Source organism: Paenibacillus hodogayensis (assembly GCF_039536325.1).
Taxonomy (GTDB): Bacteria; Bacillota; Bacilli; order Paenibacillales; family NBRC-103111; genus Paenibacillus_AB; species Paenibacillus_AB hodogayensis.
Genome location: NZ_BAAAYO010000010.1, coordinates 280644 through 293023 on the forward strand (window position 1 = coordinate 280644; position 12380 = coordinate 293023).

Genomic DNA, 12380 nt, shown 5'->3' on the forward strand with positions numbered 1-12380 from the left:
CACGGCGGAACCTCCACCACGGCCGGACAACCACCGGGAACGGCGGGAGAGCGGCACCGGCGCGCCGCTGCGCGTTTTTTTGCTGCGCAACGCTGCGTGCCGATCGTCCCCGCTCTGCTCCATTCCCGGTAAGAAGCCTGCCATAACGCGATTTACTTACTTATTATTATCCAGAACCGCTTGCACTTTCTCGTGAATTTGCTTGACTCCTTCTTCCGCGGAAATATTGCCGGTGACGACAATATCATTGATGATCGGCTGAGCCACGCCGCGCCATTCGTTCCAGCTGGCGTTCTCGTCGAGCGTCACACCGCCTTCGGAGATGCCGTCGGTGAATGCTTTCTTGTTCAGCGGCTTGGTTGTCGACTTCTCGACTACTTGCAGCGCCGTTTTCTTGACCGGCAGCGATGCTCCGCTTTCGGCTACGAGGTTTTGCGCTTCGTCGCCCAAGTAATACTTCAAGAATTCCCATGCGGCATCCTTCACGTCCTGCTTCGCTTTGGACGATATGAGCCAGGAGTTCGTCACCATCGGCACGTACCGTTTGCCGTCGACGGCTTTCGGAATTTTCACGACGTCCCAGTCGGCGTCCGGGAAGCTTTTGTTCATGGTCACCTGATTGCTGTATTGCAGGAAATACATGCCCGCCTTGCCGGTAGCGAATGCTTGCACCTCGCCGCCGTTCGCCTTGAGGAAGTCGTTGTTCGTAAAATAGCCCTGCTTGATGCCGTCGGCCAGCTGCTTCAAGCCGGTAATCGTCTTCGGATCGTTGAACATCGATTTGGTCAGCGTGCTGTCCAGCGCTTGCCCGCCGGCCTGCTTGATCCACGGGAACCAGCCTTGCGTAATGCTGGAGGAACCGACGAAGCCGAATGTCGAAGGCTTGCCGTCCGCGCCGTTTTTCGTCAGCTTTTTGGACGTTTCGATCAGATCGTTGAACGTCCAATTGTCGTTCGGAAGCGCCGCGCCGGCATCCGTAAACGCTTTCTTGTTGTAGGCGAGCGCTATCGGGTTAATGCCGTGCGGAACGCCCCATACTTTGCCGTCCGGCGTCTTCGCCGCGTACAGGCCGGAGATGTAATCGGCGTCCTTCAGGTCCCGCTTGATGTAGGCCGACAAGTCCTCCGCTACGCCGCGCTTGCCGTAGCCGAGAATAACGGCGTTTTCCTGCAGCCATACGTCCGGCGTCGTGCTGCCGGCGATCTGGGTGGCGATTTTGGCGACGAAATCTCCCCAAGGAGCGTCCTGCACTTCAACTTTGATATTCGGGTGCTTGGCGATAAAGCCGTCGATAATTTCTTTTTTCGTTACATCGTATGCACCCGGCAAACCGATCTTCAGCGTTACGTTTTTGGGCGCGCCCGTCCCTGCGCCGGTTGTCCCTTCCTTCGTGCCGCCGCTGTCCTTCGAAGAACAGCCTGCGATTGAAAGCGCTAGCATTGTTGTCGTTGCAATGACAAACTTTTTGTTCACCGTAACCCCTCCAACTGAAATGTTCGTTTTTTAGAAAAACGTCTTCCGACGCATTTCATCGATCGGCGCCCGCCAGATCATACTCCCGGGCGGCTTAAGCAGGACAATCGCTAACAAAAAAGACGGCAATTCTGGCGACTTAAAGCTCATGTCTCGCATTCCGGAACCAACGATGGTAAACTTAAGATTGCCTTGTACTTGCAAAGCAACCGACTTCATAACGCGATTTATACGAAAAATGTTCACAAATTCCATGAAATCTACTAATTCCAGCCGGAATTCATGCATTTTCGTAAAGTATCCGCTTTCTAGAAATCGATTTCTCTTGCGTTGAGTATAACATATGTTATGCAGATTTAAAAGATCTTATTCAAAAAAACATCCCGAGCGTGTGAACGAGCTTGTCTCAAAACCTTAATAATAGCCGATTTTACGGGGTTTTTCTGCAAAATCGTTGACTCGCCCGGCAGCATCGCCGATAATATGAAGTAGCATAAACTCGTTTATATTTTCTCAATCATATGGAATGAGGATGAAGGTAATGGTAACACAAAAAGACATCGCCGATTATGTCGGCGTATCCCGGACAGCCGTCTCGCTCGTTCTGAACAACGCGCCGAACAGCACCGTCTCCGAGAAAACGCGGGCGCTTATATTGAAAGCCGCCAAGGAGATGGGTTATAAAGATACGGAAGTCAAGCCAAAAATATGCTACGTTTTTTATAACCGCGAATCCAACGATCCGCGTTACCTCCAGCACTTGAAGATTACGGAGGCGGCGGCGGCCCGCTTCGGGTACACGCTTCTGTTCATGAGCATCCGCCCGAACCCGCAGGACCATCAGCGGCTGAACGAACTCGCCCGAAGTCAGGACACGGCCGGCATCATCGTATCGGGCTTGCTGGACGAAACGGTGATCGGCATTTTGGAGGAATCGAAGGTCCCTCATCTTTATTTCGGCTGCACCGAACGGACCGATATCCATGTGGTCGTATCGAATCACCACAAAGCGGCGTACTTGGCGGTGCGCCAGCTGATCGAACTCGGCCATCGGCGGATCGCCTTCTTCTCCGGCAGCCTCGGTCTGCTCGTCAACAAGCGCGAGCTGGCCGGCTACACCGAAGCTCTGGAGGAAGCCGGCATCGAGATAGACAAATCGCTCATCCAGACTGGAAAAGAAGAAGACGGCGACGAGCTGTGCAACCGTCTTCATGAAATGAACATCGAGTATACGGCCGCTTATTGCACCAATACGATCATTCAATTCGGCGTGCTGCAAGGTTTGAAACGGCTAGGCATCGACGTGCCGGGGGAAATTAGCCTCATCGGCAACGAGTTTACGGAGCTGGTCCGGCTGAGCGTGCCCCAGCTGACGACGATGCTCCATGGCGGCAGTCAAAAGGAAATTCCCGTCCTGCGCCTGATCGATATCATTCAGCGCAAACGAACCGATATTTTAAACGAATACATCTCGGACTACGAGCTATTTCCCGGAGGCACCTTGGCCAAATGCCGGGAATGAGCGACGCGCCCGGGAAAGGCGTCCATCCCCCAAAAAAAGACCGCTCGGCATAAGCCGAAACGGTCTTTTTTTCATCTATATATCCGGTGAAGAATTCCGCTCCGGAGACGAACGATGCCCCTGTATTCGACGGCGCTTCGACGCCAAACGGATACGGGTGTCTCGGCTTCCTTCTTCGCCTGGCCTGTCGAGCCGGGGCCTGGCTTGGAGTGGCGGTTGTCAGTGCATCGTACCCGCCGCGGTTTCCGCAGCCGGCCCGACGCTGGGCTCGGCCACCGAATCCCGCTCCAGCAGCTCCGGAAGAAGCATAATGCCCGAGTTCGGCTTCTTGCCGTCCAACAGCATATCCAGCAGCATGTCGCAAGCGATCCGCCCCATCTCGTAGGTCGGCTGAAGCACCGTAGTCAACGGGGGCGTGATCATCTGCCCAAAGTCGATACCGTCAAAGCCCATGACCGATACATCCTGAGGTACCTTCAGACCGAGGGCGGCCAGCTCGCCGACTACCCCGAAGGCCGTCATGTCGTTGCAGGCGAAGATCGCGCTCGGTCGCCAGCCGCCATTCATCAACCTGCGGGTAAGCATCTTGCCGTTCTCGAACTCGTACGTTCCGCTGTACGATTCGCGTCCGCCTTCCTCCACAAGCGGCTCAAGGCCGGCTTCGCGCATCGCTGTCAGATAGCCGTTGTGAATGCTCAGCCGGCTAGGGCGATCGAGCGGAGCGGTGACGTAGGCGATGTGTTTGTGCCCTTTGCCAATCAAATGCCGGGTGGCCATATAGCCGCCTTTGTTGTAATCGAAATCGACCTCGCATACGTCCGGCATATCCATTTTCTGGTCGAGCGCCACAACGTTCAAGCCCATATCGATAAAATGTTTAAGCTGTTTCTTGTCGCTCGAAATAGACGAGATGATCAGGCCTCGGACCTGCTTCTCGAACATGCCCTGGATGTACTTGTCCTCAAGCTCCGGGTTCTGGAACGAGTTGCACAGCAGCACCTGGTAGTTGTTTTTACGGGCGATCTCCTCGACGCCGAGAATAACGGAAGAATAGAAAGAATTCGTAATGGTAGGAATAATGACTCCGATCGTCATGCTCGTCTTCGTCTTGAGCTGCTTGCCGAGCAGGTTGGGCACGTAGTTATGCTCTTTGGCAATCCGCAATATTTTGGAACGCAGCTCGGGACTGACCGGGTAGCTGCTGTTGCTGAGCACGCGCGATACGGTGGCGGACGAAACGTCGGCGATTTTGGCGATATCGTGTATCGTGAGCGATTTTTTCATCAAACCATTCATTCTCCCAGCAATCGTTTACTTCCATTAAACCGTTTATACCGTCCCCCGTCAAGTCGGCGGCAGAACACCGCTTCGTTATGAAATGGACATTCCCCCCAAACGCCATAGGCCCTTCGCTTCCGAGCGCGAAGGGCTGCACTGTTATTGTTCGCAGCTGCTTACGCCCCCGTCCGGTTCGACAAACAGCGGGTCCGCCACCGCCAGCCGGTAGCTGCGGCTTTCCGGCGTATGCGCCGCCATGATCCAAAAATACCGGTTCGTGCCGTCCGGCGAAGCGACCGTCGGATGATAGCCGCGCGGAATCGCCACCATGCTGCCGTCCGTGACGACATGAACGGCGGCCTCGCTGAACTTGCCGGGCTCCGTATAGGCGATATGCAGCCCCGGACGCGACGCGGGCATATCGAAATAGCAGTAAACCTCCTCCAGATGCAGCTCGTGCTGATGCGGCGGCCAGCTCGTCCATTGCCCGATCCCGCTCCGCGTAATACCGCAAATAAGCCGCGAAGCGGGCACGGCGTCGTCCAGCGTCAGGAATACATCCCTTCTCGACCGACCTTCCCCGTGAACTTGCCGGACCGCTCCGAGCGGAAGCGCGTCGTCGTACTTGCGCATGAACGGCCGACCAATCCCGTCGCACGGCGCCCCGCCGATGTACATCGTGAGGGGCTTAACCGTCCGGATCGTCACCGTATGTCCGCTGGGCACATAAAAGCTGTCGTATCGGCCGAGGGTATGACGCCCCGGCTCCCATTCGATCTCCGCTTCGCCGCGAATGACCGCTCCGTTCAGCTCCAGCTCCCCGGACTCCAATACGTGCGAGCCGCCCTCAGGCAAATTGAGCCGAAACGCATATGTCACCCGACATTCCGAGCGGTCGGGCGCGATCACCGTATGCAGCCCTTCCGCTTCGGAAGAGGCATAGTGCCAGCCGTCTCCCGGCCTCCGGTTTCCCTGCGTATCCAAATGCGCCGTATCGGATTGTTCCATCATCCGTTTTCCTCCTCATATCCATGGTACCGGTGCTTTAAAATGATTCACCTGCGTCCGCCGATTACTGAAATGCGTTCTTCCTCCCGGGCAATGAATCTGCGTCCTGTTTGACCGGCGCGTCTGTTTCACCGGCGTTTCCGGCGCTTACCGGCCGAGCCAGCCGCCGTCCACCGGAAGAATGTGACCGTGCACGTAGTCCGAGGCGCGGGAGGCGAGGAAGACGACCGCCCCCTTCATATCGTCGGGCTGCCCCCATCGGCCTGCCGGAATGCGCTCGACGATTTGCCGGTTTCTCGTCGCATCGTTCATCAGCCGCTCGTTCATCTCGGTTCCCATGTAACCCGGAGCGATCGCGTTCACGTTGACGCCGCCTGCCGCCCATTCGTTCGACAACGCCTTCGTAAGCTGCGCCACTCCGCCCTTCGCCGCCGCGTACGCCGGAACCGTGATGCCGCCTTGGAACGACAGCAGGGAAGCGATATTAATGATTTTGCCGCGCCCCTGCCGAAGCATGCGAACGCCCGCCTGCTGGCAGAGCAGGAAGACGGATTTCAGGTTGACGTCCAGCACCTCTTCCCAGTCCCGCTCCGGAAACTCCGTCGCCGGATGGCGCCGCTGAATGCCCGCATTGTTGACGAGAATATCGATTCGTCCCAATCTGGCTTCCGTTTCCGGCATGACGCGGAGCACCTGCTCCTTGTCGCCGAGATCGCACGGAACGATTTCGCAGCGGCGACCGTACGACTCGACGAGCCGCTTCGTCTCGCCCTCGTCGCCTCGGCGCTGCACGAGCGCGATGTCCGCGCCAACCTCCGCCAGAGCCGCCGCCATCGCGCGGCCTAGCCCCCGGTTCCCCCCGGTCACGACGGCCGTCTGTCCGTCCAATCGGAAAAAGTCCAAGCCAAGCTCCACCTTTCGTACGCGTGTTTTGTCCGTTCGGCATTCCGCCTGCGCAGCCGATCATTACGCCGGGTCCCCAATCATTCCCTCCAGCAGGCTGTCGAGCATATAACTCCCCGCCGGATCGTCGAACAGCCGGAGAGAGCATACGGCCAACTGTACTCCGGCCGTCTCCGTCTTGAGCAAATAAGCCCGGTCCTCGGTGGCGATTTGCCGCATAATCCATTGCTTTTGCTCGTTTCTTGCATTCGGGTCCTGCAGGATGACCGAATCCGTCTCCTCCGTCTGCATTCGCGGAACGGAACGGACGACAGCAGCGCCCCGGACGCCGATGGTCCCGGCCACCGCCTCCAGGCGAAGCGGGCTTGCCTCCTGCACCATGGAGTAAAACTGGGCGTCGCAGTATCCTTCATGCGGGAAATCGCCGAGCAGAGGATCGTCGTGCACGATCGTCGCGATGTTGCCTTTGTCCCACCCCGCCCGAAAGCTGCTGAACTGCCGGTAATAATCGAAACCGTTCGTTCCGGACGGATGCGTCGCCGGATACCAATCGTCCCCGAAGCAGCCCGTGTCCAGCAGCAGCACCGGGATGCCGTGCCCCAGCATCAAGCGCGCCTCTTCCCCGAACCGGTCGGCTACGAATAGCTGCGGACGGAACGATTCGAGCGTCGCCGCATAATCGGGACCGGCCCAGGACCGGCAGCCGCGCACCATCGAATCCAGATCGGCCAGACGAACCGCGCCCGGCACTCGTGAACGAAACGAACGGGCATACGCTGCATCGGCAAAATCGCAGGCGATCATGGTCTCCGTTTCCCTGCGCCGCAGCGGGAATGCCCAGAAGTCCCAGCGATTGGCGGAAACGATCCGTTCGCCCGCTCTCACCCGAATGGACAAGCCGATCTTCGCGGGGGACGGCTTGACCGGTACGATACCCCGGATGGAGCCGGCCGGGCCGTTTCGCCCGTCGGCAAAGCCGGCGACCTCGAACCGCCCTTCCAGCCATGTTTCGCCGCTGTCGCCGATCCGCCATTCCACGATCGCCCCGCGGAGGGCGGAGCCGGAGTAGTTGGACAGATGGACGCCGATTTCGATCTGTTCGCCGCCGAACCACGTCCGCCTATCGAAGTCCCGGTCGATCAGCACGGCGAGCGGAGCGTTGCAGCCTTCCCGGTACAACGCCGGATCGAAATCCGGTTTCCCGCCCATATCGTCGACATACCCGGCATTTCGCCCGCCGTGGCGGAAAAACGTCCACATGACGTAGCCGTCCACATTCGGCTGCCGGCGTGCCTGCTCGATGGCCGACGTGTTGCACAGAAACGCAAGCTTGCGCGAATTGGCGATAATCGCCGTCTCCCACTCGCCGATTCCGGCTGCCTGCAGCGCCTTCCGTCCTTTTACGCCGAACGAGGCGGCGAAGCCGTCGGGCGGGTACAGAGACTCCTCTGCGGCATCGGGCCATACCCCGAATTTGCCGTACTCGTGCACGATGCACGGCTTTTCTGCCGCAAGCGGCGCCAGTGCGCGCCAAGGAATGCGGCTCAGCCCGTCGTAGGCCCATAGAAACTGGTGGCTCCACAGATGCGGCGTCTCCGCATCGTTCGGCAGCCCGGGCAGCTCGCCCTGCATGCCGAAGGCGATAATCGCCGGATGACCGGGAGCATGCCGTTTGATCGCGGCATAGCCGGCCCTCGCGTGCTCGCGCTCGTCCTCCCGGATAATCATCAGCTGGCTGCCTTCGTTGCCGAGGCCGTACATGCCGAGCGAAGGGTGGTTGCGCGTCTGCACGATATGCTCGCGCAGCAGCTCCAGCCCTTCCGGAACCGGGAACGTTTTGCCGAAATTCGAGACGAGACTGATTTCCGAGACGAGCAGCAGCCCGAGCTCGTCGGCTATGTCCAGCTCCTCCGGCGTCGGCGTGTATGTATGGTAGCGGACGAAATTAAAGCCATGCTCCTTGACCGAGCGGAAGCGGGCGCGGATCAGCTCCCGATCGACGAGCGGGGCAATCGTCGGCGAGAAATATTCCTGTCCGACGCCCCGCGCCATAAACGGCTTGCCGTTCAGCCGCAAAGCCGCTCCCTCGGGGCCGAAATGGCGTATCCCGAGCCTCGTGCGGTATTCGTCGATAAGCTGCTTCTTTTCCAGCAGCACGACGGACATGGTGTACAGATGGGGCTCGCCGCAGCTCCATCGCTTCGTGTCCGGAAGCTTTGCCGCAAAGGAAATCGGGGCTTGTTCCCCTGGCCGGACTTCGATTTGTTCGGCCCGGTAGAGACGCGCGTTCTCCAAGTTTGCCCGCCAATCGGCGCGAAAGGCAGGAACGACTTGAACGGCAACGCTCCGGTCATTGCAAACGACGCCTTCGACGATCAGCCGCTTTCCTTCTTCATCCGGGCGAAGATAAACGTTTTCCAGCCGGATATCGCCGGCCGCTTCGATCTCGACCGAACGGTACACGCCGGACCAGAACATTTCGCCGAACCGGAGGCCGCCAAGCATCCCTTTGTCCTCCTCGACGACCGCCACGGTCACCCGGTTGCCTTCCCCGGACGACACCAGATCGGTTACGTTCCATTTTGCGCTTACAGGGGCGTGGGAATGATAGCCGACATATTGTCCGTTCATCCATATATGGGCGGCGGGAGCGACCCCGCCGAATTTGATCCAGACCTGCCGCCCGCCCGCGAAGGCTTCGGGAAGCCCGAACCCGCACTCAAGCCAAGCCGTCCCCAGATATCCGTTCTGCATGCCGACGACGGACGGGTACGGCTCCGCCAGCTCCTTGACCGACTGGATGCCGCCGGGAACGGAGCAGAATTGCTCCGTCTCGAGCGGCCGGGAAGCCCATTGCTCCGCCATGCCCCTGTTTGCAGGGTCCAGCTTCAGCTTCCATGTCCCGTCCAAGGAAAAGACGCTCCTCGCCTCTCCCCGTACAACGGCGTTCACCGGTATGCCCGCTACCCGGGTTCTCATACGTGATCCTCCCTTTACGTTCTGCTCTAGGGCAAACTCATGAAAATGTCCAATGTGTTTGCTCCTTCTTAGGCTTGAAGTGTGGTTGCACTCCCCCGGGACGATCGGCTATTGACCGCCGCCGGACGGCTCGACGATCTTCACGCGGCCGCTGTCCAGCAGCTGCGGCGCGACCGTCAGGGGCTTGACGACGTTCTCAAACCGATTGCCGTGCAGCAGAATGCCGCTTACCCCGCCGCTCACTTCGATCCCTTTCTCAGAATCGGTCACCGTATTATCGCTCACGATGGCGTCCTTCAAGCTGCTAGCGGGCGTGCCGCCGAGCACGGAGATAAATGAATTCTCGCTCAACCGGTTGCGCCTGACCATCGTGCCCAGATTCAGCGTATCGTCGCCCTGTGCCGATATTCGCAAAAACGCCATGCCGGACCAGCGGTCCCCGGCTCCGTACCAATGATAGTAATTGCCTTCGTCGATCCGGTTGTTCACATAGTCGACGTACCAATTCGGCTGAAAGCCGCCATACACGAACCGTCCCCAGCCATGGAAGCCGTTCCCGCGGCTCATATGGTTGCCATCCACGACGACATGAACCGCCGTTCCGTAAAACTGGAACGTCCCCGTATCCTCGAACGTGTTGCCCACGTAATAGCCGTTGCGCGACAGAGACGTAATCGAGACGAGCGACACTGCGTCCGGGCTTACCTCGAAGGCGCTGTCCAGCACGATCGTATCCTTCGTATGGCTGACGATTTCGCGGTATTGGCCCGCGCCTTTGCCGGACAGGATAAACACGCCCGCGCCGATCCACGTGTTCGCAACCCAGCTGGCGTCCTTGCCCCCATTCGGCAAGACGAGCGTATTGCCCGCAACCGACTGGAGCTTTCCGTGATAGACGCCGCCCCCGCCGTCGGTCGTAATCGGCTCGCGGTCGTTGCCCGGCGTGCGTTCGATCGTATTCCGGGCGAAATACACGTTCTGCGTCTTGTAGTAGCCGAGGTTGTTGGCCCCGCCTCCGGCCGACGTCATATCGGCCGACACGATCCGATTGTCCTCGAAGATGACGCCGTCCGGACCGCCGATCGACCACCAGCCGGCATAACCGTTATAGAACGTATTTCCTTTCACGTAGGCCCCTTTAACGCTGTTCAACGAGAAAGGACGGTTCGGGCCGTACAGGTCGCTGTCGACGATCTGCACGTTCTCCCCGCCCAACTTCAGCAGATCGAACAGGCTGGCGCCGATTTCGTCGCCGAGCAGTTTGTGCTTCTCCGTCGTCAGATGTCCGACGAACGGGTTGGCGCGGATGCGAATCCGCTTGATCGCAATATGGCCCGCTTCCGGCACCTTGATGTCGGAGACGATAAAATTGCCTGTCCGCGACGTATTGAAGCTAATATCCTCGATGGCAAAATGATGCGTTCCCTTGATCATCGCGGCAGGCAGCTCGCCCAAATCCCAGACGTACGGCGACCAGAACACCTGTGTCAATTCCCGCGATTCTCCACGCATGACCGTATAGGCGGGCAGCTCAAGCGTATTGGACAAATGGTAGCGCCCCCGCGGAAAGTAAAGAATGCCTCCGCCCGCTGCACGGACCGCGCGAAGCGCATCGCGGACAGCTGCCGTATCGTTAAATGCACCGTCGCCTTTGGCGCCGTAATCTTTCACATTAAATACCGTCTGCAGCCAAACTTCCTTCGCTGCGACGCGGAACTTTACGGGCGGGCTCCAGGCCGTCTCTCCTCCCGATCCGTTATGCACGTATACGCGGTAATCCCCCTCCTCCAGATCGGCCGGCAGCCGCACTTCGGCGGAGTAGTCGTCGTACGCCCGGTCGGCGGCAAGACGCAGCAGCGGTCCTCCGTATACGGCCTCCAGCACGACTTGCGGCGGCGTACCGTCCTTCCCGGCGATATTTTGCCCGAACAGCCTCATCCATCCGCCGGGTGTGCCGCTCGTGCCCTGATCGCCTTGCGCCCAGGTGACTTCAGGCGCATTCAGGTAGACGGGCCTCACCGTCTTGCCGTAGACGACCGGTACAACCGCGTACACGCCGCGGGCAAGCGTATCGGGGAGGACGAATTTGAGCGATTGCTGCGTCTTCTGCTGAATCGCCAACGATATAGCCTGCGCTTCCTCCCAGACCGGTTCGACGGAGCGCGGATTATCGTCCGCCGCGAGCGAAGCTCCCGGTTTCGGCTGCTTCACGTAAAGCGGAGCTTTGCCGATCACGGGGTCGTCATGCAGCCGGTACAGCTTCACGCTTGCCGCCGCTGCCATATATTCGCCGGTCAGCATGCCGGCGTCGCCCGGCTCCAGCCGGTTCGCCGCCCAGAAGACGACCGGGGAAGGCAGACCGCTTAACACAAGCGGCAAGCGATGGGACGTTTCCTCGTTGCCCGCGTAATCGACCGACCGGTACAGCAGCTCGAGGCTCCCTTCCTGGGCGACTTCGATCGGTTGCGTATACGCTTGCCAAGTTGCGCCTTCGTTCAGGCTGTACACGGTAGACGCGACTCCGCGGTAATCGTCGTAGGCCGACAGCGTAACGGTAACGGCAGATACGTAATGGCTTCCGTTCCATTCGCCCTGAACGGCTGCGGTCGTAACCGGAGCGACCGTATCCGTCCTGCTGTATTCCCTGTTGAATTTGAACCAGTCCAGATTGCCGATGCCGGTGCCGCCGATCAGAACCAGATAGACGTCATGAACGCCGGTCGCGCCGGAGACGGCAACCGCTTGCTCCGCGAACGTGCCGTAGGCGCCCGTGGAGCGGGTCCGCAGCGTTCCGATCAGCGGGCCGGTCGGGCCGTCCAGCCGGATTTCGATTTTGTTGCCCGCCGCGCTCGGCGGTAGCCCGATCCGGAATACGGCGTCCTTGGCGCCGGTATCGAAGTCGATCTGGCTGTATTTGATCCAATTCCCTCCGCGCAAATCTCCAATGTACGTGCCGATAATTTTCGCATAAGTCGCTTCGGCGTAGCTTTCGGCCTGAATCGTCGCGAAAGCGCTGGCCGGGCTCCCGGACGGGGAATCCGCATACGCAGCAGGCGCTGGATAAGAAACGGCGAATAAACCGCCGATGCTGGCCATGACGAGGACCATAACGAGAAACTGGGAGACGGGAGCGAACATGCGATGCAGCTTGTTCATCCGAAACCGATACCTCCTCGGGAAGGGAATGGGAAATGCGAAACAAAAACGCCGGCAGAAA

At 59.2% G+C, this 12380-nt stretch carries 7 protein-coding genes; 1 reads left to right on the forward strand and 6 read right to left on the reverse strand.

The window, feature by feature from the left end:
- Nucleotides 1–156 precede the first annotated feature (156 nt).
- Nucleotides 157–1473: an ABC transporter substrate-binding protein gene (locus ABD796_RS20345; protein WP_344911093.1), complete on the reverse strand. Its 1317-nt coding sequence runs from the start codon at nucleotides 1471–1473 to the stop codon at nucleotides 157–159.
- Between the two features lie 541 nt (nucleotides 1474–2014).
- Between ABD796_RS20345 and ABD796_RS20350 the strand changes: the two genes are divergently transcribed.
- Entirely contained in the window at nucleotides 2015–2995 is a 981-nt protein-coding gene (locus ABD796_RS20350) for a LacI family DNA-binding transcriptional regulator (RefSeq protein WP_344911096.1), read from the forward strand.
- A gap of 219 nt (nucleotides 2996–3214) precedes the next feature.
- On the opposite strand, the gene ABD796_RS20355 is transcribed toward ABD796_RS20350, so the two are convergent.
- The 5 genes from ABD796_RS20355 to ABD796_RS20375 form a co-directional block, all read right to left on the reverse strand.
- A complete protein-coding gene (locus ABD796_RS20355) occupies nucleotides 3215–4279 on the reverse strand; it encodes a LacI family DNA-binding transcriptional regulator (RefSeq protein ID WP_344911098.1) in 1065 nt (354 codons plus the stop codon).
- 153 nt (nucleotides 4280–4432) lie between these two features.
- Nucleotides 4433–5284 (reverse strand): 5-deoxy-glucuronate isomerase, encoded by an 852-nt coding sequence (locus tag ABD796_RS20360; RefSeq protein WP_344911100.1) that lies wholly within the window; start codon nucleotides 5282–5284, stop codon nucleotides 4433–4435.
- Between the two features lie 144 nt (nucleotides 5285–5428).
- A complete protein-coding gene (gene kduD / locus ABD796_RS20365; RefSeq protein WP_344911103.1) occupies nucleotides 5429–6184 on the reverse strand; it encodes a 2-dehydro-3-deoxy-D-gluconate 5-dehydrogenase KduD in 756 nt (251 codons plus the stop codon).
- 63 nt (nucleotides 6185–6247) lie between these two features.
- Entirely contained in the window at nucleotides 6248–9163 is a 2916-nt protein-coding gene (locus ABD796_RS20370) for a glycoside hydrolase family 2 protein (protein ID WP_344911105.1), read from the reverse strand.
- Nucleotides 9164–9271: 108 nt separating this feature from the next.
- Nucleotides 9272–12319 (reverse strand): carbohydrate-binding protein, encoded by a 3048-nt coding sequence (locus ABD796_RS20375; protein WP_344911107.1) that lies wholly within the window; start codon nucleotides 12317–12319, stop codon nucleotides 9272–9274.
- Between the last annotated feature and the right edge of the window lie 61 nt (nucleotides 12320–12380).

Coding starts and splice junctions, on each gene's coding strand:
- ABD796_RS20350 (WP_344911096.1), top strand. CDS start 2,015: ATGGTAACACAAAAAGACATCGCCGATTATGTCGGCGTATCCCGGACA.
- ABD796_RS20355 (WP_344911098.1), bottom strand. CDS start 4,279: ATGAAAAAATCGCTCACGATACACGATATCGCCAAAATCGCCGACGTT.
- ABD796_RS20360 (WP_344911100.1), bottom strand. CDS start 5,284: ATGATGGAACAATCCGATACGGCGCATTTGGATACGCAGGGAAACCGG.
- ABD796_RS20370 (WP_344911105.1), bottom strand. CDS start 9,163: ATGAGAACCCGGGTAGCGGGCATACCGGTGAACGCCGTTGTACGGGGA.
- ABD796_RS20375 (WP_344911107.1), bottom strand. CDS start 12,319: ATGAACAAGCTGCATCGCATGTTCGCTCCCGTCTCCCAGTTTCTCGTT.